The 26,043-nt window shown below is 48.5% G+C and carries 27 protein-coding genes; all 27 read right to left on the bottom strand.

All coding sequences use genetic code 11. The features are described 5' to 3' along the window. Positions 1-3 precede the first annotated feature (3 nt). Positions 4-660, bottom strand: coding sequence for a regulatory iron-sulfur-containing complex subunit RicT (gene ricT, locus NTZ10_07380; protein MCX5750037.1), 657 nt, complete (start codon positions 658-660; stop codon positions 4-6). Beyond that, positions 653-1,420: a hypothetical protein gene (locus NTZ10_07375; GenBank protein ID MCX5750036.1), complete on the bottom strand. Its 768-nt coding sequence runs from the start codon at positions 1,418-1,420 to the stop codon at positions 653-655. Before NTZ10_07375 ends, ricT begins: the two co-directional genes overlap by 8 nt. A 37-nt stretch (positions 1,421-1,457) precedes the next feature. Further along, positions 1,458-3,623 (bottom strand): bifunctional (p)ppGpp synthetase/guanosine-3',5'-bis(diphosphate) 3'-pyrophosphohydrolase, encoded by a 2,166-nt coding sequence (locus NTZ10_07370; protein ID MCX5750035.1) that lies wholly within the window; start codon positions 3,621-3,623, stop codon positions 1,458-1,460. 5 nt (positions 3,624-3,628) lie between these two features. Next, positions 3,629-4,327, bottom strand: coding sequence for a class II aldolase/adducin family protein (locus NTZ10_07365; GenBank protein ID MCX5750034.1), 699 nt, complete (start codon positions 4,325-4,327; stop codon positions 3,629-3,631). 42 nt (positions 4,328-4,369) lie between these two features. Beyond that, positions 4,370-5,278, bottom strand: a complete 909-nt coding sequence (locus NTZ10_07360) for a PfkB family carbohydrate kinase (protein ID MCX5750033.1) — start codon at positions 5,276-5,278, stop codon at positions 4,370-4,372. Next, the gene (proS, locus tag NTZ10_07355) at positions 5,266-6,525 is read right to left on the bottom strand and encodes a proline--tRNA ligase (protein ID MCX5750032.1); all 1,260 of its coding nucleotides are present in this window, start codon (positions 6,523-6,525) and stop codon (positions 5,266-5,268) included. The genes NTZ10_07360 and proS overlap by 13 nt, the downstream gene beginning before the upstream one ends. 21 nt (positions 6,526-6,546) lie before the next feature. After that, complete coding sequence (gene glyS / locus NTZ10_07350; protein ID MCX5750031.1) at positions 6,547-8,601, bottom strand: glycine--tRNA ligase subunit beta; 2,055 nt, start codon at positions 8,599-8,601, stop codon at positions 6,547-6,549. Positions 8,602-8,613: 12 nt separating this feature from the next. After that, the gene (gene fliI / locus NTZ10_07345; GenBank protein ID MCX5750030.1) at positions 8,614-9,927 is read right to left on the bottom strand and encodes a flagellar protein export ATPase FliI; all 1,314 of its coding nucleotides are present in this window, start codon (positions 9,925-9,927) and stop codon (positions 8,614-8,616) included. Between the two features lie 22 nt (positions 9,928-9,949). Beyond that, positions 9,950-10,696 carry a FliH/SctL family protein gene (locus NTZ10_07340; GenBank protein ID MCX5750029.1) on the bottom strand — a complete coding sequence of 249 codons (747 nt, stop codon included), beginning with the start codon at positions 10,694-10,696 and terminating at the stop codon, positions 9,950-9,952. Positions 10,697-10,701: 5 nt separating this feature from the next. Continuing rightward, positions 10,702-11,235: a hypothetical protein gene (locus NTZ10_07335; protein MCX5750028.1), complete on the bottom strand. Its 534-nt coding sequence runs from the start codon at positions 11,233-11,235 to the stop codon at positions 10,702-10,704. Positions 11,236-11,248: 13 nt separating this feature from the next. Then, positions 11,249-12,856 carry a flagellar basal-body MS-ring/collar protein FliF gene (fliF, locus tag NTZ10_07330; GenBank protein MCX5750027.1) on the bottom strand — a complete coding sequence of 536 codons (1,608 nt, stop codon included), beginning with the start codon at positions 12,854-12,856 and terminating at the stop codon, positions 11,249-11,251. 16 nt (positions 12,857-12,872) lie between these two features. Next, positions 12,873-13,223 carry a flagellar hook-basal body complex protein FliE gene (locus NTZ10_07325; GenBank protein MCX5750026.1) on the bottom strand — a complete coding sequence of 117 codons (351 nt, stop codon included), beginning with the start codon at positions 13,221-13,223 and terminating at the stop codon, positions 12,873-12,875. Positions 13,224-13,236: 13 nt separating this feature from the next. After that, on the bottom strand, positions 13,237-13,677 hold the full coding sequence (gene flgC / locus NTZ10_07320; protein MCX5750025.1) for a flagellar basal body rod protein FlgC: 441 nt from the start codon (positions 13,675-13,677) through the stop codon (positions 13,237-13,239). A 3-nt stretch (positions 13,678-13,680) separates the two neighbouring features. After that, entirely contained in the window at positions 13,681-13,974 is a 294-nt protein-coding gene (locus NTZ10_07315) for a flagellar basal body protein (protein MCX5750024.1), read from the bottom strand. A gap of 9 nt (positions 13,975-13,983) precedes the next feature. Continuing rightward, positions 13,984-14,733, bottom strand: coding sequence for a sigma-70 family RNA polymerase sigma factor (locus NTZ10_07310; protein ID MCX5750023.1), 750 nt, complete (start codon positions 14,731-14,733; stop codon positions 13,984-13,986). After that, positions 14,724-15,047 carry a hypothetical protein gene (locus NTZ10_07305; protein ID MCX5750022.1) on the bottom strand — a complete coding sequence of 108 codons (324 nt, stop codon included), beginning with the start codon at positions 15,045-15,047 and terminating at the stop codon, positions 14,724-14,726. The genes NTZ10_07310 and NTZ10_07305 overlap by 10 nt, the downstream gene beginning before the upstream one ends. Next, on the bottom strand, positions 15,047-16,237 hold the full coding sequence (locus tag NTZ10_07300) for a flagellar basal body P-ring protein FlgI (GenBank protein MCX5750021.1): 1,191 nt from the start codon (positions 16,235-16,237) through the stop codon (positions 15,047-15,049). The genes NTZ10_07305 and NTZ10_07300 overlap by 1 nt, the downstream gene beginning before the upstream one ends. A 5-nt stretch (positions 16,238-16,242) precedes the next feature. Next, entirely contained in the window at positions 16,243-16,848 is a 606-nt protein-coding gene (locus NTZ10_07295) for a flagellar basal body L-ring protein FlgH (GenBank protein MCX5750020.1), read from the bottom strand. Further along, complete coding sequence (locus NTZ10_07290) at positions 16,845-17,213, bottom strand: aspartate 1-decarboxylase (protein ID MCX5750019.1); 369 nt, start codon at positions 17,211-17,213, stop codon at positions 16,845-16,847. Before NTZ10_07290 ends, NTZ10_07295 begins: the two co-directional genes overlap by 4 nt. Then, positions 17,213-17,857 carry a flagellar basal body P-ring formation chaperone FlgA gene (flgA, locus tag NTZ10_07285; GenBank protein ID MCX5750018.1) on the bottom strand — a complete coding sequence of 215 codons (645 nt, stop codon included), beginning with the start codon at positions 17,855-17,857 and terminating at the stop codon, positions 17,213-17,215. Before flgA ends, NTZ10_07290 begins: the two co-directional genes overlap by 1 nt. Before the next feature lie 96 nt (positions 17,858-17,953). Then, on the bottom strand, positions 17,954-18,760 hold the full coding sequence (gene flgG, locus NTZ10_07280) for a flagellar basal-body rod protein FlgG (GenBank protein ID MCX5750017.1): 807 nt from the start codon (positions 18,758-18,760) through the stop codon (positions 17,954-17,956). A gap of 34 nt (positions 18,761-18,794) precedes the next feature. Then, a complete protein-coding gene (locus NTZ10_07275) occupies positions 18,795-19,553 on the bottom strand; it encodes a flagellar hook-basal body protein (GenBank protein ID MCX5750016.1) in 759 nt (252 codons plus the stop codon). 152 nt (positions 19,554-19,705) lie between these two features. Further along, entirely contained in the window at positions 19,706-20,071 is a 366-nt protein-coding gene (locus NTZ10_07270) for an EscU/YscU/HrcU family type III secretion system export apparatus switch protein (protein ID MCX5750015.1), read from the bottom strand. A gap of 14 nt (positions 20,072-20,085) precedes the next feature. After that, complete coding sequence (locus tag NTZ10_07265) at positions 20,086-21,396, bottom strand: flagellar hook-length control protein FliK (GenBank protein ID MCX5750014.1); 1,311 nt, start codon at positions 21,394-21,396, stop codon at positions 20,086-20,088. A 137-nt stretch (positions 21,397-21,533) separates the two neighbouring features. Then, positions 21,534-22,280 carry a 50S ribosomal protein L25 gene (locus tag NTZ10_07260; protein ID MCX5750013.1) on the bottom strand — a complete coding sequence of 249 codons (747 nt, stop codon included), beginning with the start codon at positions 22,278-22,280 and terminating at the stop codon, positions 21,534-21,536. Between the two features lie 7 nt (positions 22,281-22,287). Next, complete coding sequence (gene hisI / locus NTZ10_07255) at positions 22,288-22,599, bottom strand: phosphoribosyl-AMP cyclohydrolase (GenBank protein MCX5750012.1); 312 nt, start codon at positions 22,597-22,599, stop codon at positions 22,288-22,290. Positions 22,600-22,620: 21 nt separating this feature from the next. After that, a complete protein-coding gene (locus NTZ10_07250) occupies positions 22,621-26,043 on the bottom strand; it encodes a DNA polymerase III subunit alpha (protein ID MCX5750011.1) in 3,423 nt (1,140 codons plus the stop codon).

The following is a 26,043-nucleotide window of genomic DNA, read 5'->3' as shown; positions in this document are numbered from 1 at the left end:
TCCTTACTCCTTCCCTTCATATTCATATTTTAGACAACAAAGCAGTTTTCCGCAAATACCGCAGACTTTTGACGGGTTCATGGCTATTCCCTGCTCTTTCAATATCTTTACCGTCACATGAGGAAAGTCCTCAAGAAAAGTGCTGCAGCATAGCGAACGGCCGCAGATGCCGAAACCCGAGAATATCCTCGCTTCGTCCCTCGCGCTTATCATGTGCATCTCGATCCTCATCCCGAAAAGCCCGGAGAGTTCTTTTATAACATCCTTTGTCTGGAAGTTCTTTTTCGCGTCGGTTATTTTATAGTAAAGTATCATCCTGCTTTCGTCAAACATTATTTCCGCATTAAGCAGCTTTATCGGTATATGGTTCGTTGTGATCCTGGAACAGGCCTGGCAGAAAAGCTCTTTTTCCTTTTTAGCAAGCATGTCGGCCTTGGCCGTATCTTTTTCGTCGGCGTATCTCAGGACCTTGCGCAATTTTATATCGGTACCGGCGTGGCGTCCTTTGTCGCCTTTTATGACCACTATCCATCCGTATTCGGTGCCCCTATCGGTCTCGACGATCACAGGCGCGCCGATCTTAAGGCTTTCCTGCTTGTAGCCCTTGAGCGGAGAGATATTGTTGAACTTCCTGAATTTAACTCCCAGACCTTTATTCATGGGACGCTCCTCTGAAAGCAAGAGACATGTTGTCAAGCGTTATTCTCATGTTTGCCATTCTCTTTATGTCCCTGACGGCGTTCAGAACGGCTTTTGCTTCTTTGATTTTTTTCATCTCCCTGAATTTGATCAAAAGGGCCGCCAGTTTATTCTCGACATTCTTTCTTTCCCCTTCGCCGAAACCGGAAGATATCGAGACCGAATAATCCAGAAGGTCCGGTATCTCGCTGCTTTCCGGGATATCGACATGCTCCGGACTTTCCTGCGGAAGACCTGAAAATATGATCCTCTGGCACCTCGAAACGACCGTTTTCGGCAGGTTCTCGATCCTCGATACGACAAGGATGATGACCACTTTTTCCGGAGGCTCTTCCAGTATCTTCAAAGCACTGTTGGCGGCGGCCGCTTCGATATTATCCGCTCCCTCTATGACCGCAACAAGCCGCTTTCCTTCGGAAGGCCCTATTGATATCCTGTCTTTCAGCTCTCTGATACGGTCGATCTTTATGATGCCTTTTTTCCCTTCGGGTCTTATCACGATGTAGTCGGGATGGACCGAGTTCTCGATCTTCCTGCAGGTCAGGCATCCGCCGCAGGACTGCCCGCAATTCAACAGCTTGGCAAACTCTTTTGTAAAGAGCATTATTTTTTCGATGTCCTGGCCGCAAAAAAGGTAGGCGCCCGCGATACGCTGCCTGTTGAATGCACCAAGCAGCATCCTTTTTGCGCGGTCTTCCCCCTTAAGATCATTGAACGGCATATTATCTTGATTATATCAAAAAAGCGGGGAATAATGCTTATTTTACCGCGGCAAAACGATGGACATCATACACGTCCGAGATCTTGCGTATGGCATCCGTCACGATCTTAAGGTGCGTTGTATCCCTTACGTCGACCACAAGGTTGAGTATCGCGCTGCTGCCGCGCTTTGTCCTGATCTCGGCCGATTCAATATTGGTCTTTGTCTCGGATATCTGGGACAATATGTCTTTTAATACTCCTACCCTGTCAAAAGCCTCGATCTCAATATTGACCGGATATGCGGTCTCGCTGAGTTTGTCCCATTCCACCTCCACGACTTTATTATTTATATCTTTTGCCTCGGCAACGTTACTGCAGTCAAGCCTGTGGACGGTAATGCCGCGGCCCTTTGTGACGAACCCGATTATTTCATCGCCCGGAAGCGGGAAACAGCATTTCCCGAGCCGTATCAGGATATTATCCATGCCGCGGACATTTATACCCTGCTTTGTCTTTTTTTCTTTTTGCGGCGCGGTTTTTACCCTGGGGATCTCTTCTTCTGCCGTTTCGATGATATTGTTCTTTTCTAACGATTTTCTGCACTCCCTGGCAAGCTGGACGGAGGAAAGTTCGCCGTTCCCGATAAGAGCAAAAAGGTCTTCCTTTGTTCCGGCATTATGCTTTTCATAAATATCCTTTAATATGCTGTCGGTGATCACCGAGAGGTCGTTTACTCCGATGCTTTTTAACTCTTCCTCGAAAGAAGCTTTTCCCCTGTCAATGTTTTCTTCCCTTTTCTGCTTCTTGAACCACTGTTTTATCTTTGTCTTTCCTCCAGAGGTCCTGACAAAATTGAGCCAGTTGAGTTTGGGGTTATCCTTATTGCTCGTTAATATCTCAACTATATCGCCGTTGCTCAGCCTGTGATCAAGCGGCACGATCTTTCCGTTCACCTTAGCTCCTACGCACCTGTGGCCGACCTGGGTGTGGACATGATAGGCGAAATCCACCGGCGTCGCGTCTATAGGAAGGTCATACACATCACCTTTAGGCGAATATACAAAGACTTCGTCAATGAAAAGGTCTATTTTGAGGTTCTCCAGAAAGTCCTTTGCGTCCTTCACCTCTTTCTGGTATTCGAGCATTTGCCTAAGCCACGCGAGTTTCGCGTCAAAATCACTGTCGGTCGCGCCTTCTTTATACCGCCAGTGCGCCGCAACGCCGTATTCTGCCACTTTATGCATCTCTTTTGTCCTGATCTGTATCTCCACTGGTTTTCCGAAGGAACCCATCACCGTAGTGTGCAGCGACTGGTAGCCGTTGGATTTAGGGATCGCAATAAAATCACGGAACCTGCCGGGGATAGGTTTCCATATAGAATGGATGACGCCAAGCACCGCGTAACAATCCTTAACGGAATCTACTATGACGCGTATCGCGATGAGATCGTATATGTCGTCGAACTCGACGTTCTTCTGCACGATCTTGTTGTATATGCTGTAAAAATGTTTTGACCTTCCCGCTATCGAAGCGTTGATCTCCACTTTTAATACCGCCTGGGTCACCTGAGCGATGAACTCGTTCACGAACTTTTCCCGCTCTTCCCTCTTCTGGTTGACCAGGTTCTTGATGCTGTCATATTTATCCCGTTCAAGATAATAAAATGAAAGGTCTTCAAGCTCCCACTTAAGGCGCCACATGCCGAGCCTGTGCGCAAGCGGAGCATAGATCTCTCTTGTCTCAGCCGCAATGTCGAGCTGTCTGTCGCCGGATAAAAAATCGAGGGTCTTCATATTGTGCAGCCGGTCGGCAAGCTTGATGATTATTATTCGGATATCCTCTGCCATCGCGAAGAACATCTTCCTGAAATTTTCCGCCTGCCGCTGTTCCCTTGACTCGAACGTAAGCTGCCGCAGTTTTGTAATTCCCGCGACCAGTTTTGTGATTGTGCCGCCGAACTCTCTTGTGAGGGTCTTCTCGTCTACGGAAGCGTCTTCAATGGTATCGTGAAGGAGGGCCGCTGCGATCGTGGTAGAGTCCTGCTCCAGCTCGGCAAGTATCTTTGCCACGGCAATGGGATGCGAAATATAAGGGTCTCCCGAAAGGCGTTTTTGCCCCTCGTGAACTTTCGAGGAAAAATCCGCGGCTTTCTGGACAAGCGCAAGATCAGCGGAAGGAGCGTAAAACTTTATTTTTTCTAAAAGTTCCGTGATGTCCTGCATGGGCTTTATCTGTTCTTGTCTCGGCGGTAGCTGCTTATCCCGCTCCTGCGGTCCATAACTCCGATGCCCGGAGGAATAGCGGTCCTTTTGCGGTGTTCGAACGTGCGCTGTCCCTGGTTATGGCCCATGCTTTGGCCCTGGCTTATTTTTTGCGGTATCAGTTTTGTGGAAAGCCAGACTTTGGACGACATCTCAAGAGCTGTGATTATCTCAAGAGCTTCTTCGATCGAATTGCCGTAAGCAAATACCCCGTATCCTTTTATCACCACGGCTCCCGGGACCGGACCAAGAACGGGAATTATCATCCTGATCAGCTCTTCTTTTTCCGCGCCCTGCCTTGGTTTAAGTATTGAAAGCCCCTGGGGAAATAGTGCCTGGCCTTTCGTATCCTGCGGCAGTATCTTGTTCTCGGTTATTGACAGCGCCAATGCGCTCGGCAGATGCGCGTGTATTACCGCTTTAGCCGTAGAGCTTTGATAGATCGCCCTGTGTATAGGAAGATCCCGCGAAGCTAAAGCATCGTTATCGCCGCTTTTTTCGCTGTCGACCAGGATAATATCCTGCTCTTTTAAAAGCGCCGGTATCGCGAACCTTGATGTGATGAATATGCCGTCGCTTTCCTTTGAGCTGATGTTGCCGCTGTGAGAATCATTTAACCCTGACTGAAAAAGGATCTTCGCCGCGGACTCAAATCTTTTGAACACTTTTAGGCTCCTTTCGGTTTAATGCTTTGCAGAACAGTTCTATTAAATTCCGTCAAAATGCGAATATTTCTTTATTTTTTTGAATCTTCCGATGATATCTCTGTATTTTAATCTCCTTAAAGCGTCGAGCGAAAAATCCTCGACGTTAAAGGACGCCATTACCGTTCCCACTATCACGGCTTTCCTCATATTCCTGCCGCTCAGATCCCCGCTCTTTGCAAGATAACCTATGAAGCCGCCCGCGAAACTGTCGCCTGCTCCTGTCGGGTCCGTCAATTTTTCCTGCGGGTATGATGGTGCCGAAAAATGTGATTTTTTTGAAAAAAGAAGGGCTCCGTGCTCTCCTTTTTTTATTATAACATACTTTGCCCCGGCTTTAAGCACGTCCGAGGCGGCGCGTATCAGGTTGGGACTACCCGTCAGCTGCCTTGCTTCCATATCGTTTAAAAGCATGATATCTACTTTTTTTATCACTTTTTCAAGCGCTCTGCGTTTGTTCGATATCCAGTAATTCATCGTGTCCGCGACGATGAGCTTCGGCTTTTTTAATTGTGATATTATCCTGAGCTGTATTTCCGGATCGATATTGGCAAGGAACACATATTCGCATTTTTCATATCCCCGGGGGAGCTTGTGATCGAACAGCGTCAACACATTAAGGTCCGTCCTGACCGAATGGGCCTGGTTCATGTCATATTCATAGAACCCTTCCCAGTGGAAAGTCTTTCCTTTCGAGATCTTAAGGCCTTTCAGGTCTATGCGCCTTGAACTTAAAAAGTCCAGATGTCTTTTCGGGAAATCCCTTCCTACTATGCTGAGGAGCTTTACCGGTGAAAAAAAACCGGCGGAAACGCTTGCATGCACCGCCGAGCCTCCGAGCACGTTCTTCCTTTCGCCGAACGGGGTCTTAAGGTCGTCAAGGGCTACTGTGCCCGCTATCAGGACTGACATGATACTGCCTTTTTGACCGCTTCCGCTGCGGTCTCCAGTGCGACTATTTCTTTTTTTCCGCCTGCTCTCAGAACTATTTCCACATTCCCGTCCGAAAGAGCCTTGCCGATGATCACCTTGACCGGTATCCCGATCAGGTCCATGTCCTTAAACTTGACCCCCGCCCTTTCATCCCTGTCATCAAGCAGAGCTTCGATGCCCATTGCTATCAGGACGCCGTAGATCTTTTCCGCTGCTTCGATCTGTTTCGGGTCAGAAGTGTTTACCGGGATCACAGCGACATGGAACGGAGCTATCTGTACCGGCCATATGATGCCGTTATCGTCATGGTTTTGTTCTATGGCTGCCGCGGCGGTCCTTCCCACGCCTATGCCGTAGCATCCCATAATATAGGGCTTGCGGAGGCCGTCCTCGTCAAGATAGAGCGCCTGCATTTTTTCGGAATATTTTGTGCCGAGCTGGAATATGTGCCCGACCTCGATGCCTCTTTCTATCTTAAGCACGCCTTTTGAACATCTTGGGCAGGAATTGTCTGATTCGATATTTGACAAAGCCTTGGAGACCGCAAAAGAACAGTCGCTGCAATAAACGATCTCGTCCTCTCCGGTATTTGCAAGCACCATGAATTCCTGGGAAAATCCTCCTCCGATAGCTCCGGGATCCGCCTCAACGACACGGTAACGCAGGCCGCAGCGGTCAAATATGTTGCAGTACGCTTTGTTCATCTTTTTGTAGCTCTCATCCAGCCCTTTCTGGTCCCTGTCAAAGCTGTAGCAGTCCTTCATTATGAACTCTCTCCCTCGCATGAGCCCGAACCTCGGCCTTATCTCGTCGCGGAATTTGGTCTGTATCTGGTAGAGCATGACGGGAAGCTGTTTGTAAGAAGAGATGTTGTTCCTTACAAGGTCGGTGATGACTTCTTCATGCGTCGGGCCCAGGCAGAAGTCCCGCTCGTGGCGGTCCTTTATCCTCATAAGTTCTTTGCCGTAGATATCCCATCTTCCCGTTTCCTGCCAGAGCTCCGCCGGCTGGACCGCCGGCAAAAGCAGCTCCTGAGCTCCGGCCGCGTCCATTTCGCGCCTGATGATCTTTTCTATCTTTTTTAGCACCCTGTTCATCAGGGGAAGGTATGAATAGATGCCTGCCGCAAGCTTTCTGATATAACCGGCCCTCAGCATCAGGCGGTGGCTTATCACCTCGGCTTCGGAAGGATCTTCCCGCAGTGTCGGTATAAGCAGGTTTTTCATCTTCACTTTTGTTCTCCCAATTTAAATAACGATCTTTGAAAAATCAGCGAACATCATATAGAGACTTTTTACACCGTTTAAAAGCGCCAGGCGGTTAGCCCTGACCTTATCATCCTGGTGCATCACAAGGACTTTTTCAAAGAACACGTCGACCGGCCTTGTCATGACCTTATAGTCAAAAAGGGCCTTGGCATATTCTTTTCCCGAAAGATGTTCCTTTACAATATCTTTTATCTGGCAATAGTTCCTGTAAAGTTCCCTTTCCTCACTCTGCGTGAATGCTTCGGTATCGATATTTGAAGTCTTGGCGTCCCCGACGATCCTGTTTATCCTGTCCGCAGCAAGGATCACTGCCTTTAACCAGGCATCTTCAAGTGCTTTCATTATTTCGAACGCCTTGCAGTACGCGGGGATGAGATCGTCCGAGATCGCAAGGACACTATCACAGACATCATATCTGACACCTTCCCCTTCAAGCACGACTTTTAACCTTTGTTTTATGAAATCAATGATCCTGCCTTTTTTGCCGGCATCCGATATATTCAGGATCTCCATGCTTTTTTCGGCCAGCTTTGAAAGCGGTATCCCGATGTTTTTTTTCATCATTATGGAGACGATGCCTGATGCCGCCCTTCTCAACCCGTACGGGTCTACCGACCCGGTCGGGATAATATCCGCCGCGAAACAGGATGCGATCGAATCCATCCGGTCGGCTATCCCTATTACCGCTCCCTGGACCTCCGTAGGGACCGCATCGCCCGCGAACCTGGGAAGATAATGTTCATATATCGCGCGGCTTATCCGAATATCCTCACCGGCAACAAGACTGTATTCCCTGCCCATCGCACCGGCAAGGCTGGAGAACTCGCCGACCATATGCGTTGCAAGGTCGGCTTTTGAAAGCTCCGCGGCCCTCTCTACCTGGGCGATCGTCTCCTTGTTATCGGTGAGCTGAGCCGCAAGCCAGCAGGATAGTTTTACGATCCTACGTGTCTTGTCCCACATGCTCCCTATCTTTTCGTGGTAGACGATCTTCTTCATCTTCTCGATGTTCTTGTCGAGCGGTATCTTCACGTCCTCGTCATAAAAGAATTTGGCATCGTGCAGCCTCGCGTTCACGACCTGCTCGTAACCTGATATTATCTCTTTCTCTTTCACGCCGTCGGCAACGATCAAAAAGGACCCGCTCTGCTGCGCAGGGAAGCATTTTTGCTGATTCTTCACGACCGTATAGATCACGTCCTGCGGCAGGACCATTATGAACTGCCTGTCGAACTTGCCTTCAAGCACCTGCGGATATTCGACGATATTTGAGACTTCATTTATCAGGTCTTCATCCGCGAATATTTTTTCCTTGGTCCGTTCCTCGTGGTTTTTTATGCCCTTGATTATCCGGCTTTTTCTTTTTTCCCGGTCCAGCATGACCCCGAGTTTTTCAAGAAATTCTTCGAATTTTTGCAGATCGGCGCCGCCATTATAGGCGTGCATCACAGAGTCCGACAAAAACCTGTGTCCCAAAGTCTTGTCTGACGCGGATATTTTTCCTACCGAAAATCTCACCGGGTCTTTGCCCAGGAACGCCATAATATAATGTATGGGCCTTATGAAAGAAATGTCGCCGTCCTGCCATTTCATCGATATCGGCAGGTGGATGGAGAGTATTGCCTTCGGGATAACGTCTGTAAGCACTTTCTTAGTGCTGATGCCTTTTTCGTTCCTGACGGCATAAACATACTCTCCTTCATTTGTCTGCCTGACAATAAGGTCTTTTGGTTTTAGGTCCTGCGAAGCGGCAAATCCCAAAGCGGCTTTTGTGGCTGTGCCGTCCGGGTTGAACGCGATCTTCTTGGGCGGGCCTTTAACTTCGGACATCATGTCCTGCTGTTTTTCCAAAATGCCTTCGACAAAAAGCACCAGCCTTTTCATCGTCCCGCAAACTTGTATCGCGTCAAAGCCGACGCGGCGTTCTTCGAGCGCCTTTTTTACGTTTTCGCAGAGGCTTTGAAGCACCCCGTCAAGGAACCTTGCCGGCACTTCCTCCACTCCTATCTCAAGTAAAAAGTTGGTCTTTGCCATAATTATATTGTATCAGTAAAATATTGAAAGGAGCTGGTCAAGCATGTCCTCGAACATTACCTGTTCAAAAGTGCCCTGTTTGAGGAATTCGTTGACCGCGTCGATCTTTGCGATCGCCTCGTCGATCTTCGGGTTGGACCCTTTTACATAAGCACCGATATTGATGAGGTCTTCGGCTTCGCTGTAGCGCGCCAGAACCTCCCTGAGCTTTCCGGCCGCTTCTTTGTGCTCATCCGAAACAAGGTTAGACATCAACCGGCTCACGCTCGGAAGCACATCTATCGCCGGATAATGGTTCTTTGCCGCAAGCGCCCTGGACAGTATTATATGGCCGTCAAGAATGCTCCTTGACTGATCGGCTATAGGTTCGTTGAAATCATCTCCTTCGACAAGTATGGTGTAAAGTCCGGTGATGGAACCTATCTCCGCCGTGCCTGACCTTTCCATAAGCCTCGGCAGCATCGCAAAGACCGACGGAGTATAACCTCTCGTCGTGGGAGGCTCTCCGGACGCCAGCCCCACGTCCCTTTGCGCGTACGCAAAGCGCGTCACCGAATCCATCATGAAGATGACCTTTTTGTCCTGGTCCCTGAAATATTCCGCTATAGCCGTAGCCACAAAAGACGCTTTTAGCCTGACCAGAGGCGGCTGGTCCGATGTCGCCACCACTACGACGGATTTTTTCAGGCCCTCTTCTCCCAGCGATTCCTCGATAAAATCCCTTACTTCTCTTCCGCGCTCTCCGATGAGCGCTATGACGTTTACATCCGCTTCCGCGTTCCTCGCGAGCATGCCCATCAACGTCGATTTACCCACTCCTGAACCGGCAAAGATCCCGATCCTTTGCCCTCTTCCCAAAGTAAGCAGCCCGTCTATCGCCCGGATCCCGGCCCTGATTATTTCCGTCACCCTCGGTCTTTTCACCGGGTCCGGAGGATCGGCGTCAAGAGGCCTTTCTTCTTCGGTTATCAAAGGGCCTTTATCATCAATAGGCTCTCCCAGACCTCCGAGCACCCTGCCCAAAAGCCCTTGGCCTACTTTTACCATCAGAGGATGTCCCGCGGCAAGGACTTCGGAACCCGGAGATATCCCCGTGGTCGTGCCGAGCGGCATCAGAAGGACCCTTCCTTCCTTGAATCCGACGACCTCCCCATACCTGATGTCATCGGCGTTTCCCTTATTCAGCCTGATGATACAGAGGTCTCCTATTGAGACCCCCTGCACCTGCGCCTCAAGGATCAATCCGACGACCTGGATGACCTTTCCGATGACCCTTATTCCTTCGGAACGTTCTACGGCTTTGTGGTATTTTTCAAAATCTATCAAAGAAGTGTTTTCCTGGAGAGAATTATTCTGTGACACTTGCCTGCGCCTTCATAAGCGATTGCTCTATCAGCGAGAGTTTTGTGCTGACGCGCGCGTCGACAAACCCGAGATTCGTCTCGATAACACAGCCTCCGGGTTCTACCTGGCTGTCTTCTATTATAGAAAGGTTTTTCACGCCATCCACTATCCCTGACAGCCTGTCCTTGTATTTTTTTATATGCTCGGCATCTTCCCTGTTGACCTTTATTATTACATTCTCCCTGTCGCTGACCTTGTTCACCGCCTCGGCCACGATGTTCATCACCACATCCTTGTGCAGCGACACTTCGCTTCTTATCACCTGTTCCGCTATCTTCAGTGAAAGCCGCAGGATCTCCCCTTCCGAATCCTTGATGATCCTTTTTCTTTCCTTTATCGCGTTGTTCAGTGTCTCAAGCGAAGCGGTTATGTTCTCGCTCACGCTGGCTTCGCCTTCGGCCTTGCCCGCCTGCACCGCTTCTTCCTTTGTCCTTAAGAACAGGGTCTCCGCCTCTTGATTGGCCTTTTTTAATAGCTCTTTGGCCTCTGCCTGGGCCTGGGCGATTATCTCCCCTGTTTTTTCATAAGCTTCATCCACTGTATGAGAAACGATCTCTTCTTTTATCTCTTCAAAAGCCTGCGCTTCTTCCCCGGAAAAATCGGCCGACGGCTGCTGCCTGATGGCAGGGACCTCTGTCTTCAGGTCTATACAACCTCTTTCAATGACTTGCGATCTTTTTATCAATGCCATAATATTTAACCTTCCGAATACATCCTTTCGATCCGTTCAGCCAGTATCGCGATTACGTCTTCCTTGACCTTTTCTGACATCGGGGTCTGCCTTAGGTCTCTCATGATATCTTCGATCTCATTTTTCCTGTCCGGCATGAATGCCAAAACATCCCTTGCCTGCACGGCCGGGAGCATCGACATTACGAACGCAGTGACGGACGATCTTTCTGCTGAAAGTGCCATGGCCACTTTTTTCGGTTTGGAATAAAAAAGGGTGTCGTACGGGCTTCTGTTCGCTTTTGGCGGTGCCTGAGTGCTCCTGGCAGATGCCTGCTGTTCGATCCCTCTCTTTTGAGAAGCATCCGGAAGAGCAATAAAAGACGCGAACTCTTCGAGTACGGACGATATTACATCCGAAGACGGGTTCGGAAGATTGTTTATTCCCGAAGCAATAAGGTCCGCCATATCGGGAGGCAGGCTTCTCAGTATCTGCGCCGACAGGTCGGCGCCCAATAACGATAACAATATCGTCGCTTTTTCTCTTCCAGTTAAGACCATTTTGACTCCGTCATTATTTTTCGCTCAGCCAGTTTTTCATGAGCTCCGCCACGCGGTCTGGAGACTGCGCGACCACTGTCCTTATCTGCTCTATCGCCGAAGAAGCTGTCCTCATTCTTTCATCCGGTTCGCTCATCTCCTCGGCTTCCTGTTCCAAAGACCTTCTTCTCGAAAATGTCCTCGCGGCCAGCACCGCCAAAAGGAAGATAAACAACGCCGCCAAAACTGACACCGCAGTGTTTTGGCCGAGTAGTGAGATCATTTTTTCCGGAAGTGATCTCTTACTTTCCATCTTAGATGCAGATCCTTTTTGCATCATTCCCGGCTGAAAGGCTGTAGCATAATGGAACGGGACCTGCCTTAAAATGATCCTGTCCCCCCTGCTGGGGTGGTATGAAATCGCGTTGCCTATCATCTCATAAGTAGTCTTTTTTTGCTGTTTTGTAAGATTGAACCTGTTGTCCACAAGGACTATGACGGTCATCTTCTTGATATTATCTTCCGTCAACATTTTTGACGGGACTGGTTTTTTGCCGTTCTCCATGCTGGAAATGACATGTTTTTTTGCTTTTACCGCAGTTGCAGTGTGTTTTTTCGGGCTTTCTTTATATTCCGCCAGGTCGACATTTACTTTCACCAGGATGCTGTTCGGCGGATAAAAATTATTCACAACTTTCTGGACCTTGCTGGAGAGCATGTTCTCGAATTCTTCCTTTGCCTTGAACTTCACGACCACTTTCTCTTCGACGGTCAGTTTCTTCTGCGGCAAAGAAATGGTCTCTGTCTCTTTTGTGGCGGCGAGCTGAGCTATGGCTGCCGTCTCTTTTATTCCTGTGGGCACGGTCTTTGAGATCAAGATCTCTTTTACCGGAGCTTTTTCCGCAACTTCTTGTGTCGGGGCGATATACATCTGCTCTGTGACAGGCGAGGCGACGACATTGGCTTCCACGGAACCCACACCGGGGCCGCTTAAGATGTTGCCGTAGATATCGACTATTATGACGTTTTCCGGTCTTAGATTTTCCACGCTGCTCGCGACAAGGTATACTATCCCGTTAACCTGCTCGCGGGAAATCTTTCTTCCGGTACGAAGCTGCAGCAGGACTGAAGCCGTGACAGGAGCTTTTGCCACCTCAAAAAGTGAGGTTTGAGGAATGACTATCTGCACCCTTGCATCCAGTACCGCATCTATCCTCATTATCGTCCTCGCAAGCTCTCCCGAAATCGCTCTTACAAACTGTACCCTTCGGTCAAAATCGGTGGTCCCCAGCTTTGACTGGTCAAATATCTCCCATCCTACCGACCCGCCCGTAGGCAGATTTTTTTCCGCGAGACCCAGCTTCGCGTCATCGGCCTTGTCTTTCGGGACCGCTACAGTACGGCCGTCATCCCTTATCTGGTAAGGTATCTTCATGACCTTAAGGACGGTGACGACGTTCGCGGCATCTTTCAAGTCGAGATTGGAGTAGATAACTTTATAACCTGCATTCCTGTCGTACAAGCCGCACGACCTGAAGAACACCAGCAGGACTATAAGCGAAACGACCACTACAACAGAAGTCGAAATAATAAGATTCCTGTTAGTGTCCGACATTCTTCCCGGGGCTCTGGCCTCTCCCATCGATCACTCCTTTTTATCAGATCTGCATCTGAGTTATTTCTTTGAACGTGTTCACGGCGGAAGTGACGGTAGCCACCGCAAGCTGGACCGCAATGTTCATCTTCGCCGTGGCTATCATGACGTCCGATACGTCGACCTGGCCTTTCATGTATTTTTCCATCATTAAATTCGCATCGTTCTCGACATTGCTCACCCCGTCAAGCGCATTAACGGCTTTACCTAAGATATCGTCGAACGTCATGCCGGAGGATTTTATCTCGGGGGATGCCGCTGACGGTTGGCCCACTTCAGGGGCGGCAGGAGTTGTCTCGGGCCCCATGATCTGGGCCAGCAAATTCGGGTCTATCCTGCTTATGCCTTCAGCCATTTATCGGTCTCCTTTACTGTATCTGGAGAGCTTCAGTTTGCATTTTTTTTGTCGCGCTAAAGACCGTAACATTCGTCTCATAAAGTCTTCCCGCAAATATAAGGTCCGTCATCTCCGTAGACAACGACACGTTCGGAAGCGTCACGTATCCCTTCTCATCGGCATCCGGATGACCGGGGTTGAATATTTTCTGCATAGGGGCGCTCATATCTTCAGTAACGGACACATCTACTCCCCCGCCTGTTTTTATCTCGGCCTTTTTCTGCGCGCCGGCAAGGACATCTTCAAACGTTACCGGTTTTTCCGTATAGGAAAGCACCTTTCTCCTGTAGATGCCCCCGTCAACGGTCTTCGTAGTATTGATATTTGCGATATTGCTTGCTATAAGCTCCATATGAAGCCGTTCGGCGTTTATCGCGGAAACAGAGATATCCAACGCGCTGTTTAATCCCATGTCTTATTTTCTCCCCTGCGATATCACATTTCTCAGCACGGCGAGCTTTGCCGACATTAGTTTTGCATATGTCGAATACCTGGTGTTGTTCTTCGCCATTTCGGCCATTTCTTCTTCCAGATTCACTGTTTTATTTTCTTCGCGCTCGACGGCTTTGTTCAGTACCTCGTCAAATTTTTTAGCCGTAAAGCCGGGCGTCTGCGCGTTGGCGATATTGTGCGCGGTAACTTCCTGGATCTTTATGCTCCTCGCCATCGCACTTTCAATATTTGACATCGTAGGATCGAATATTTCCATATTTATGCCCTATTTCAACTTTTCCTTCAGCCTGTTTATTGCCCTCGCGATAAGCCTGTTGACCTTGCTTCTTGACAGTTTGTGGTCCTTTGCAATATCCTTCTGGCTAAGGCCTTTTTTGAAAAAAAGTTCGAGCACCGTTCGTTCCATCTTCGGAAGGCTTTTTATCTCGTTATCAAGCCTTAATTTAAGATCGCTGGATTCAAGCTCCTCGACAGGGGTCCTTTCTCCGGATACCTGGATCTCCGAAGAATCGGAAGCCTGTTCCAGTGAAACAAGGTACATCAAAGCCGAAGCAGATACTATCTTCTGGATCTTTGTGACAGCCGCTTTGAATTCCGACTCGCTGAGGCTCTTTTTTTCGAGAAGCTTTGAATCCTTTGTCGAGATGCCGGACTCTTTTTCGCCGCGTTTTAGTATTGTGTCGTATCCTTTTTTCGCAAGGTCCCTTATCATCACCTGTATCCTGTAAGGAACGGGATTGTAATATTTGAGCCCGTCCAGTATCTCGCCCCTGACCCTGTAAGAAGCATAAGTCTCGAACTTGACCCCCCTTTTAGGATCGAAATTATCCCACGCTTTCATCAGCCCTATAGTGCCGTCGCTTACAAGATCGTTATAATCTATGTTCGGCGGGAGGCCTTTCCCTGAGATCATAGCCGCTATCGAATGGACTAGCGGCAGGTACGCCTCCATGGCCATGGCAGGCCTGTAAGGCTGTTGCTGTTTTAACGATTCTTGTTTCGGTCTTACGGGCATTTGCTTTCCTCTATTACATCCCGCGGCTCAATCGCCGAAGAGATCATCTTGTTAAGTCCGAAAGTATCGGCATTTGCCATCTCATTTATCATCTGTTCTACGAACATATCGGAAAAAACCGAGGATGATGGATTGTTTTCCGTCGTAAAAAGTTCGTTTTTAAACTGGTTTTTATAGATCTCTTTCAGCATGGTCTGCAAAAACAGCGAAGAGACCGCCGTCACGGCATCGCCCTGCACCGGACCGGGCTGCGTGACGCTGCCGGTGTACGCGCTGTTGCGATTAAAGATCACCGGCGGGATAAAATTATCCATCACATGATCTCCAGGTCGGCGGTCAATGCGCCGGATTGCTTTATAGCCTGAATGATAGCTATCAGGTCTTTTGGAGTGGCTCCTATCGAGTTCAGCGATCTCACAAGGTCTGATAAATTCGCGGATTCCTTCAAGATGACAAGTTTTTTATTGCTTTCCTTTATCATTACATTCGTTGAAGATAAAGGAATGCCCCCTGTCTCGCTCAATCCTGACGTAAGAGATGCCGGCCCTATTGTCACGGTGAAATTCCCGTAAGTGACGGCTACCGGCGCGATCCTGATATTTTCGCCGATCACTATCGTGCCGGTCCTTTCGTTGATCACAATTTTTGCTTTCACGTCAGGAATGACCCTCAGTGTTTCGATCTTTGAGATAAGTGATATCGCGTCATCTCCCGGAGTGACCCTGACCATTATCGAAGCTGCATCAAGGGCCTGGACATCGATGCCTTCTTTCGCTATTGTGTATGCAACTCTTGAAGCTGTCGTAAAATCAGGTTCGTTCAAAAGTATTTTGAACCCCGTGATCGAACTGGAGGCTTCAGCCGTGTCTGTCTGAGCCAGCTCTTCTTCAATACTGACGGGGATCTCCTTTTCGACCAGCCCTCCCCCGGGAACTCTTCCCGTTGTAGCTATATCCGTTCTGAAAGGTAAAAAGTTCGAATCGCTGACCCCGCCCAGAGAGACAGGCCCCTGCGCCACCGCATATGTCTGACCGTCCATCCCCAGCAGCTGCGTTGCCAGAAGGTTGCCGCCTTTAAGGCTAGCGGCGTCCCCTATACTTGCCACGGTTACATCTATTTTCTGCCCCGGTTTCATGAACGGAGGGAGCGTAGCAGTCACCATCACTGCGGCGACGTTCTTTGACCTGTATTCCTGCGATTTAGGGATCGTTGAAAAATTATATAGATTTGTAAGTGATCGTGACGTTGAGCTTGTTATGGGCGACGGGGGAGACATCCCCATGCGGGATAGAAGATTTGCTATCGCCTGTTTTGTAAACTCGGTCTGCTGGCTGTCCCCTGACTGCCGGAGCCCCGCTACAAGCCCGAATCCTATAAGTTGGTTCTCGCGCGCCTGGTCTATTGTTGCGATGTCTTTTATCCTTACGGACGGAGACGCGGCAAATGAGGAGACTGTCACGACTAGCACCGTAAAAAGGACTGCCACAGATATTTTTCTTGTCATTTTGCTTAGAATATCCAATTAAGCACTCTCCTGACAACCCCCGGCGACGAGGCTTCATCGACAGTACCGGTACCTTTAACTGAAACGGTCGAATCCGCAACTTGAAATGAATATACCGTATTCCAGCTCGTTACATCCGCCGGCCTCACGATTCCTTTGATCAATACCTCCTGAATTTCTTCATTTACAGTCACCTTGTGTGTGCCAAAAATAACAACATTCCCGTTCGGCAGAACATTTTGGACTGTTGCGGTCACGACGGCAAGAACATTGTTTGACCTGGAAGTGTCGCCTGATCCTTTATAAGCTGAGGACGCCTGACCCGATAGTGATTGAGGCGTACCCAGCGGACCTAAATACTGCGTCAGTTTGTTGATCGTGTGTGTAAAGCTGAGACTCAGATTGTCCTGATTTGACGTATCCGTGCCCGCTTTCTGGGCAGCAGAAGTATTTTCCACGACAATAACCATTATGATATCGCCCGGTTTGAACGGTTTCTGCGTCGCGTATAAAGAAGAACTGTTTTCGTTCCACAAAGAATCCGACAATGCCGGCACGGCCAACTGAGAAAAAACTGCGGCGATCAAAATGAAAGACAGTATCCTTTTCATTTTTTCTCCTGTATGATCCTTTTGACCCTGTTTTTACCGTCCACCAGAACTTTCCTGGAACAATACTTCAAAAGGGAATCTTCATCTACTGCGGCATACGAGATGACGATGATGAGATCTCCCGGACTTCCCATCCTTGCGGCTCCTCCGTTCAGGCATACGATCCCCGAATTCTTTTTTCCGGTCATTACATATGTCTCAAACCTGTCTCCGGTCGAGACATTCACGACATGTACTTTTTCCGATTCGACTATCCCTGAAGTTTCCAGCAGGGTTTTGTCTATCGTTATGCTTCCCTCATAATCAAGCCTTGACTCCGTGACCGTCAAGCGGTGGATCTTTGCTTTTAACATCTGCCTGAATATCATAATGCCTCTACTTCTTTTGAACTTCTGACAATGCCCTCCACCGTCTTTTGCGAAGACAGGTTCCTCACTCTGACGTTTTTACCCAGATAGCTGTCTTCAAGCACGACCGCTTTCACGCTTACATTGACACCCGAAACCGCTTTATAAAGTTCTACGATATCGCCTTTCCTCACGACAGGGACCTCCTTGAACATCCAGTCGAGAAGGACTGTCCCTTTAGGAATAAAAGTCATAGCCTCTTTGCCCAGTATGCTGTCCTGCTCAAATATGACTGTCGAGGGCAGGACAGAAATATCCTTCTCGATCAAAGACATCTCTTTCCCAGTCAATATTGCTCCTTTGTTTATCTTCGCCGAACTGACCAATATCTTTTTGAATATTTTTATTGAACAATTGACGTTTACTTGTTCAATAAAGTTTCTGCCGGCATAGACATTTACAGGTATCACTAAATTTCCCGAAAGCCTTCTATTTTCCGGAATACCTATTTTGTAAGTCAATTTTTCTTTTTTACTTGTCAGGCCCTCAAAGATCGCATCAGGATCTTTGAACCCGACATCGATCCTGCTGTCTTCCAACGCCTGGTTTCTTCTGACAATCTCATTTTTTACCGCTTCCGAAATATTTTCTTCTACGGACATAGCAGCAAAACAAGGCAATACTAATAAAAGTATACCAAAAACCAATAGCGTTGATGACTTTTTTAAAAGCATCCCGTTGATTAGCCCTTCATCTTTCTACGCCTTCATCCTTTCTACGGATGTTAGCATCGCATCATAGGTTTGCACGGCTTTTGTAACTGTATCAAAAACCCTTTGGACCATTATCATTCTCATCATTTCCGAAATGACGTCCACATTTGACTGTTCCAGCGCCGACTGCTGCAACGATCCGTATCCTTCCTGAGTAGGCAGTCCGATCATCGGAGACCCCGACGCTGTCGTCTCTTCATAAAGGTTTTGTCCGAGGCTTTTCAGTCCGGCGGGACTTGTGAACTTTGCAAGATTTATCTGCCCTACTTCCGTGAGGTCTATCGAGTTGTTTATCGAAACAAACACCATGCCGTTTTCCTTTATAAGAATGCTTGTCGTATTCTGCGGCAATATCACCGGCGGGTCCAACAAATGGCCGTTCGGGTCTACGAAGTTACCATCGCTGTCAACATGGAAGCCTCCTGCTCTGCTATAGGCTATCTTGCCGTCAGGCATACTTATCTGGAAAAAACCTTCCCCCGATATGGCAATATCTGTAGGATTGTTCGTCGTCTCAATAGTGCCCTGGGTAAAGTCCTTCGGGGTGGAAACGACCCTGACTCCGGTACCGAACTCGACCGCGCTTGTCCCTACCCCTTCCTCCTGCTGCCTTCTTATCGCTTCATTTAAATGCGACGAGAAATTCTTTTCCATGACAAAAAGGCTTTCTTTTTCAGTCCGCCCCTTTTTGAAACCGACTGTCTTGGAATTTGCGAGATTGTTTGTGATGTCGGTTATTTCATCCTCGAAAGTGTTAAGCCCGGTCGCGGCCACGTATAATGGCTGGAACATATTTATTATCCTCCCTTTGTTATCCTGCTATTTATCATTGTGCCGGTTTTCCAAGCTCGATGGCCTTAGCCAACGCTGCATCTCTAGACTGAATGATCTTTGTATTTCCATCATACATCCTGCTTAACAATATCATTTCCATGTATTCGTCCATGATGCTCACGTTCGAAGATTCGATATAGCCCTGTATGACCCGCGGGTTATCATCTTCCTCGTATGTCGCTTCATCAATAGAAGATGCTTTAAAAAGCGAATTATTTATCGGTTCGAGCTTTTTAGGGTCGTTAAATACCACGACCCTGAGCATGTCGACCTGTACATCATCTACAAGAACACTTCCGTTCTGTGAGATCGCGATACTTGATCCCGGGATCACCACGATAGGGCCGCTCTTTCCGAGGACCGGATATTTTCCGGAAATACTGATAAGCTTCCCGTCCTGGTCAAGAGTGAACCTTCCGTCCCTTGTAAAGACCTCGCCTTCGTTTCCCTGGAGGACAAAATATCCGTCGCCTCCTATTGCCGCATCCGTTGCTCCGCCGGTCTTGAATATCGGACCGTGAGCCTGATCGCGGAATACTCCGGTCACCTTGGGCATCATCGCTCCGGAACGGCCGCCTGATTCAAGCGACTGCGTCTCGTTCTCCAGCATCAGCGGGAAAGATTTTATAGAAACATCTGACTTTTTATAGCCCGGCGTCTGGGCATTGACGATATTATTCATCATCGCTTTGACTTTTGCGTCAGAGCTCTCGAGAGCACTTTGCCCTATTGATAATATCCGGTCAGGCATTAATTATTCCGCCCTCATTTCTGTATCTATCATTTGTTATATATTATACACAAGCGTTGCAAAATTTCAAGAACTTTTTTGTTTGTTTTTAAAGGGCGTTATTTTTAGGGGGGGCGAGGGGTGTCAAAACGGCTGATCAGTAAGTCTGTCCTCTACTTTTTTGTCTCATCTTTTATCTTTTTTACCAGATTTTGTCTTTTCTCCGCCATCCTGTCCAGTTGATAGACAAAGTAGAGGACCTCGGCCACAAGTATGTACATCTCCTGAGGTATCTGTGTATCAAGCTCAAGCTTTGAAAGTATATCTGCAAGCCGCGGATTTTCGTAAAGGGGGATCTCGTTCTCTTCAGCGATCCTGAGGATCTCATCGGCGACGAGACCTCTTCCCGAAGCCAGGACAAGAGGGGCCGCGTCTTTTTCGATATCATATCTCAATGCGACGGCTGTGCGTTTTTTTTCCGCCGGGATCAATTCGATGTCGGGTTTTTGTTCCGGCCCTGCTTCTTTTTTTTCGGCCATTTTCCGTTTCCGATCTAAATAGTACTGTCTATCCTGAACAGATGGTCAAGCCCCAGAAGCGGGATCAGGTAAGGCTTGATTATGCACATCGATGTATTGACGCGGGAAGAGACATTCTCGACATGATATCCTTTGTCTGAGAGAGTCTCTTTTATCAATATATTTTGTTCATCGACAAGTTTTTTGGTCGCTTCGACCTCCGTATTAAAAAGGAACTTAACTGATTTATCCTTCAGGGTCACAGCTATCACCATCTTGCCCAGGTTCTCTGTCTCAAGACCTATCACCATCTGCGTATCTTCCGGGTTCACCGCGTTTTTGCTGTTTGGATCGCGCTTGATGATAAGGTCTATCGTCTTTACCGGGTCCGCAAGGCTGTTGGGTATCTGATAATAAAGGTAATCCTGCTTGCCCAGCTGACCGTCAGCGGATTTCTTGCTCAGAATGACCTGCGAAAGAAGGTTGTCCAAAAGGCCTTCAAGTTTTTTTGCAGTCGTCATCATTGTTGATCTTAAAACCTCGTTTTCGGATGTCGTCTTGTTTTCCTGCGACAGGTTTTTCTCCTGGACACCGTCGAGCAGGGATTTTAACGCTCTTACATCATTTATCAGGTCATCCCTTCCGATGGAATTCGTGCTCTCACTGCCGAATTTATATTTTTTTGGCAGCCCTTCGATCACATCGGAGAATTGAGCCAGCAAGGCGGCCAGCTGGGATACCATCACCGGTGAAAGAAGCGCCTGGTTGGATGCCAGGACTCCGGAAAGCTGGTTCATCGCGCTCTTGATAGAGGAAAGCTGGCTGCTGATCGCAGGAGTCTCTGCCAGGTGCGATGAGAGCATCGTCAAAGCCTCTTTTGACCCAGTGATGCCCTTTGACAATAGGACAAGGGCTGATTCCTGGGTACTCAGCGATTTATCGGTCCCCTCCAGCATCCCCAGGGCTTTTACAAAATTTTCCCTGCTTAGTTCGATGCCGAACCTGAGCATCAGTGAGGCCAGTTTTACGTTTGTTTCGGAATCTACGAGCTGCAAAGACAATAGATGGGTTTTTATGTCATTTACGGTGAGTTCCCTGACCTGAGGTGAAGCTGAGCTCGTCACTGTGACCGATGAGGTCGCCGACTGAGAGACAGCAGATGACTGCGATGTTGCGGCAGCCTGGCTGCTGCTCTGCGCCGTAGATGTCGTCGAAGATTGCTCCGTTGTCTGGGTCGTCTGCGTTTGCTGGCTTTGAGACTGCGAAGAAGAAGTGGGTTTTAATGTGGGCCATATTATAGGCGCACCCGGATGGATGCCTCCTCCGCTTGTGGCCATCTCGCCCATGACTTACTCCTCCTTTTTCAAAATGATACCTTCTCGCCGCAATAAAGTCAACGAAACTAATGCGGCTGACAAAAACACCGCTGTCTATATAATATATCGCTTTCTAAGGTCTTAAACTTGCGGGTGATTTTTCTGTTTTATTTAGATGGTTTTTGAGGAGCTTTTGCTTTTGCCGCTGCTTCTGCAGGAACTTTTTCCTTGTCTTTATCTTTGTCTTTTTGCGGTTCGGCGCCTTCAACCGCCGCTGCACCTTCTGCCGGCACTGCGCCTTCCTCCGTTACCACACCTTCAACGACAGCGGCCGCAACAGGGGCCACTTCCTCTTCCTTGGTCGGCATCGTGACCGTGATGACCACATCGTCCCTGGTAGACGTGATCGTCACGCCTTTTGGAGGAGTGATATCTCCGACATGGATCGAATCGCCGATCTTCAAAGCCGTTACATCTATTTCGATCTTGCCGGGTATGTCTGCCGGCAGACATTTTACTTCTATCTGCCTGAGCGCCTGTACCAGTATTCCGCCGTCAAGTTTCACGCCTGTGGCTTCACCGATCGATATTACGGATACTTTTGTCTTTATTTCTTCTTTCATGTTTATTCTCAAGAAGTCTATGTGGGAGATATTGTCGTTCAAGGCATTAGTTTGTATTTCGTGCGCCAGGACCGGAAAGTCCGACAATTTTTTCCCGTCATGGACTTTCAGTGTTATCAGGACGTTTTTATTTGATCCCGCGCCGAAAAGCGTCGACATCTTTTTAGCGTCCACTTCCACGGAAAGGGTCTCAAAATCCTTACCGTAGATTACCGCAGGCACTGCCCCGCTGTTTCTGACGCGGTTAGGTTTGTCTTTTCTTAATTTTACTTCCAGTTCGACTTTGTCCATATATTAATTATAATTCAAATTTCCTGTAAAAACAACTGCGGTTGCCGGTATGGCAGGCAGGTCCGGTCTGCTCTACCTTTAATAGTATCGCGTCCTCATCGCAGTCATATAAGACCTCCTTGACCCGCTGGACATTTCCGGAAGTTTCCCCTTTCATCCATAGTTTGTTCCTGCTCCTGCTCCAGTACCACGCCTTCTTGTCTTTCAGGGTCTTTTCAAGCGACTCGGCGTTCATGTAGGCGAGCATCAGGACATCCCCTGTCTTATGATCCTGGGCGATGGCCGGGACAAGCCCGTCTTTGTTAAATCTTAATTCCATCTTTACACCTCCTTGAAGAGATTAAGTCTCGTGGAACGTTATCCATGTAGATCCTTTACCCGTGATCTTTTCCACCTGGTCGATGAGGGCCGGAGAGATCGATATCCTGTAGTTCTCTGAAGCCGATATCACCTTGCCGCCGATATGCAGGAATGTAGCCTCCGCTCCCGGGAATACCGCAAATACGGTCTTGAGCCTTGAGATATCTTCCTGCAGAAGCCTTTGAGGTATCTCTATATGCATACCCCTTTTTGTCTTCACCCTGTCAAGGATCTCTATCTCCTCGCAGATCACCTGCAGTTCATCGTTCTTAAAATCAGCTCTCCCTTTCAGTATAACAGGGACATCCTCGACTATCATGGAAGAATACCTTTCATAGGTCCTTGGAAAAATAACGACCTGTATCGATCCCGTAAGGTCTTCAAAACGCGCTACCGCCATCGTTTCTTTTTTGCGCGTGGTGACCTTTCGCACCCCGCTGAATACCCCTCCGACCCTGACATTTGCACCCTCTTTTTCATGCGCTATGTCGGAGATCTTGGTATTTGACAGTAATTCCATCTGCTCGCTCACGCCCTGCATGGGATGCCCGGAAAGATACACCCCTAGCATTTCTTTCTCCATCCTTAGTATCTGCTCTTTTGAAAATACCGCGGCATTTTCCGCTTCAGGTTCTTCCTGGACAGCGGACAGGTTGACGCTCTCGCCGAACAGGTTGGTCTGTCGCTTGTGATGCACAGAGGAAACTTTGTTGACCCGGGATAATACTTTTTCATATCGTGACAACAGCACGCCCCTGTCCTCTCCGGTAGAATCAAAAGCTCCGCATTTTATCAGGCTTTCGATGACTTTTTTATTTACCGCTCTCTGGTCCATCCTCTCGCAAAATTTCTCAAAAGAAACGAAACTCCCCGATTCTGCCCTTTGTGCGACGATAGCGTCTATCGCATTGAACCCTATGTTCTTCACAGCCGCAAGCGCGAAACGGACACCCTTTTCGCTCACGGAAAAATCCCTCCCGCTCTCATTTATGTCCGGCGGAAGGACGCTGATGCCCATCCTCAAGCATTCCACGATATAGGAGGTTATCTTGTCGGTGTCCCCGATGACCGAGGTCAGCAGCGCCGCCATGAATTCTTTCGGATAATGAGCTTTGAGATATGCTGTCTGGTAAGAGATTATCGAGTACGCTGTGCTATGTGATTTATTGAAGCCATATCCCGAGAAATGCTCACAAAGATCAAAAAGCTCTTTAGCTTTCTTCTGAGAAAACCCTTTTTCTAATGTGCCTTTGATGAACTTTTCCCTTTGTTTTGCCATTTCGCGGGTATTTTTTTTGCCCATGGCATAACGCAGAACGTCAGCTTCACCCATCGTAAATCCGGCGATCGAACTGGCGATCTCCATTACCTGCTCCTGATAAAGTATGACGCCGTATGTCTCCTTTAGTATCGGCTCAAGTTCGGCAAGTTCATATTTTGTTTTTGTCAGCCCTTTTTTCCTGTCCGTAAAATCCTTAGCCATACCGCTTTCAAGAGGGCCCGGCCGGTAGAGGGCGTTCAACGCAATGATATCCTCGAACCTGTCAGGTTTCAGTTCTTTGATCAAGGCCCTCATCCCCCGGCTTTCAAGCTGAAATATCCCCATCGTCTCGCCTTTGGAGAGCAGGTCAAATGTCTGCTGGTCATCAAACGGGATATTTTTTATGTCGGGCCTGGCCCCCGTCTTTTTTTCTATAAGTTTTACTGCTTCAGCAATCATCGTCAGGTTCCTGAGGCCGAGAAAATCCATCTTCAGTAGGCCTATTTTTTCCAGGTCCTTCATAGAGTATTGCGTCACCATCTGAGTCTCGTTCATGAGCTGCAACGGGACATATTCCACAAGCGGCCTCTGCGAGATAACCACTCCGGCCGCATGGACCGACGCGTGCCTTGTCAGTCCCTCGAGCGTCCTCGCGGTATCTATCAGGTCCTTTGTCGCAGTATCGCTTTCGTACAAGTCCTTGAATTCCTTTACCGATGAAAGGGCTTTATCTATGGTCGCGTCGACAGAATCAGGGATAAGCTTTGCTATCCTGTCCACATCGGAAAGCGGCATTCTCTGGACTCTGCCGACATCCCTGATCGATGCGCGCGCTTTTATTGTGCCGAACGTGATTATTTGCGCGACATGGTCCTCCCCGTATTTTTTTATCACATAATCGATGACTTCCTGGCGCCGCTGGAAGCAGAAATCGGTATCGATATCAGGCATGGTGACTCTCTCGATGTTCAGGAACCTTTCAAAGATCAGATTGTATTTCAGGGGATCGACCTCTGTTATCCCGACAGCGTAGGAGACTATGCTTCCGGCAGCCGAACCTCTTCCGGGGCCTACTTCAATTCCTTTATCTTTAGCGTAATTGATAAAATCCTGGACAACCAGAAAGAATGGCGCGTATCCCATCTTGTCGATCACGGAAAGTTCATACTCCAGCCTGTCCGTGACCTCTTTGCGCGGAGAACTGCCGTATCTCTTTTTTATCCCTTCTCCTGCAAGATCGCGAAGGAATGAAAAAGAAGTCTCTCCTTTTGGTACCGGAAAATCAGGAAAATGGAGCTTCCCTGTCTCGATCTTGAAACCGCATTTTTCTCTTATTTCTCGGGTATTGCTGATGGCTTCCGGCATATCCGTGAACAACGCCGCCATTTCCTCCCCGGATTTCATGTAGAACTCGCTGCTTCCGAACCTCATCCGGGATTCTTCGTCGACAAATCTTCCCGTGCCTATGCACAGCAGCGTGTCCTGGGCGGGGGAATCGTCTTTATCGATATAATGGCAGTCATTGGTGGCGACACAAGGGATGGCCAGTTTTTTTGATATCTCAAAAAGAACATTGTTTACCGGTCTTTGTTCCGGCAGGTCGTTGTCCATGACCTCGAGGTAAAAATCGCCGCCGAACATATCTTTCATATCGGACGCGGTCTTTTCCGCTTCGTCCCGGTTCCCCGAAAGAATAAGGGAAGGTATCTCTCCCCCCAGACACCCCGAAAGCACGACAAGTCCTTTGCCGTATTTTGCCAAAAGGTCCTTGTCTATACGGGGCTTTGAGTAAAATCCTTCGGTATTTGACAGCGTGACAAGAGACAAAAGATTGTGGTAACCGATCAGATCCTTTGCTATCAAGGTGATATGGTAAGGCGAGCGGTCTTCTTTTGTCTCTTTATCAAACCTCGTCCTGGGCGCAAGATACGCTTCGCAGCCGATTATGGGATGGATGCCGGCCGCTTTGGCTTCAAAGTAGAACCTGATCGCGGCATACATGTTACCGTGGTCGGTGACCGCGACCGCATCCATACCCAGATTACCGGCCTTCTTGATGATATCCCGTATCCTGCACGCTCCGTCCAGAAGGCTGAATTCGCTGTGGACATGAAGGTGGATAAAATCGGAGGCCCCGGACAT

The organism is Candidatus Saganbacteria bacterium, assembly GCA_026387835.1.
Lineage (GTDB): Bacteria > Margulisbacteria > WOR-1 > JAKLHX01 > JAKLHX01 > JAPLKZ01.
Note: the sequence above shows the minus strand (reverse complement) of the source record. Positions and strands in the feature narration are given on the sequence as shown.

Coding starts and splice junctions, on each gene's coding strand:
- ricT (MCX5750037.1), bottom strand. CDS start 660: ATGAATAAAGGTCTGGGAGTTAAATTCAGGAAGTTCAACAATATCTCT.
- NTZ10_07375 (MCX5750036.1), bottom strand. CDS start 1,420: ATGCCGTTCAATGATCTTAAGGGGGAAGACCGCGCAAAAAGGATGCTG.
- NTZ10_07370 (MCX5750035.1), bottom strand. CDS start 3,623: ATGCAGGACATCACGGAACTTTTAGAAAAAATAAAGTTTTACGCTCCT.
- NTZ10_07360 (MCX5750033.1), bottom strand. CDS start 5,278: ATGTCAGTCCTGATAGCGGGCACAGTAGCCCTTGACGACCTTAAGACC.
- proS (MCX5750032.1), bottom strand. CDS start 6,525: ATGAAAAACCTGCTTATACCGACACTGCGGGAAGATCCTTCCGAAGCC.
- glyS (MCX5750031.1), bottom strand. CDS start 8,601: ATGGCAAAGACCAACTTTTTACTTGAGATAGGAGTGGAGGAAGTGCCG.
- NTZ10_07340 (MCX5750029.1), bottom strand. CDS start 10,696: ATGGCATTGATAAAAAGATCGCAAGTCATTGAAAGAGGTTGTATAGAC.
- NTZ10_07335 (MCX5750028.1), bottom strand. CDS start 11,235: ATGGTCTTAACTGGAAGAGAAAAAGCGACGATATTGTTATCGTTATTG.
- fliF (MCX5750027.1), bottom strand. CDS start 12,856: ATGGGAGAGGCCAGAGCCCCGGGAAGAATGTCGGACACTAACAGGAAT.
- NTZ10_07325 (MCX5750026.1), bottom strand. CDS start 13,223: ATGGCTGAAGGCATAAGCAGGATAGACCCGAATTTGCTGGCCCAGATC.
- flgC (MCX5750025.1), bottom strand. CDS start 13,677: ATGGGATTAAACAGCGCGTTGGATATCTCTGTTTCCGCGATAAACGCC.
- NTZ10_07315 (MCX5750024.1), bottom strand. CDS start 13,974: ATGGAAATATTCGATCCTACGATGTCAAATATTGAAAGTGCGATGGCG.
- NTZ10_07310 (MCX5750023.1), bottom strand. CDS start 14,733: ATGCCCGTAAGACCGAAACAAGAATCGTTAAAACAGCAACAGCCTTAC.
- NTZ10_07305 (MCX5750022.1), bottom strand. CDS start 15,047: ATGGATAATTTTATCCCGCCGGTGATCTTTAATCGCAACAGCGCGTAC.
- NTZ10_07300 (MCX5750021.1), bottom strand. CDS start 16,237: ATGACAAGAAAAATATCTGTGGCAGTCCTTTTTACGGTGCTAGTCGTG.
- NTZ10_07295 (MCX5750020.1), bottom strand. CDS start 16,848: ATGAAAAGGATACTGTCTTTCATTTTGATCGCCGCAGTTTTTTCTCAG.
- flgA (MCX5750018.1), bottom strand. CDS start 17,857: ATGTCCGTAGAAGAAAATATTTCGGAAGCGGTAAAAAATGAGATTGTC.
- flgG (MCX5750017.1), bottom strand. CDS start 18,760: ATGTTCCAGCCATTATACGTGGCCGCGACCGGGCTTAACACTTTCGAG.
- NTZ10_07275 (MCX5750016.1), bottom strand. CDS start 19,553: ATGCCTGACCGGATATTATCAATAGGGCAAAGTGCTCTCGAGAGCTCT.
- NTZ10_07270 (MCX5750015.1), bottom strand. CDS start 20,071: ATGGCCGAAAAAAAAGAAGCAGGGCCGGAACAAAAACCCGACATCGAA.
- NTZ10_07265 (MCX5750014.1), bottom strand. CDS start 21,396: ATGGGCGAGATGGCCACAAGCGGAGGAGGCATCCATCCGGGTGCGCCT.
- NTZ10_07260 (MCX5750013.1), bottom strand. CDS start 22,280: ATGGACAAAGTCGAACTGGAAGTAAAATTAAGAAAAGACAAACCTAAC.
- hisI (MCX5750012.1), bottom strand. CDS start 22,599: ATGGAATTAAGATTTAACAAAGACGGGCTTGTCCCGGCCATCGCCCAG.
- NTZ10_07250 (MCX5750011.1), bottom strand. CDS start 26,043: ATGTCCGGGGCCTCCGATTTTATCCACCTTCATGTCCACAGCGAATTC.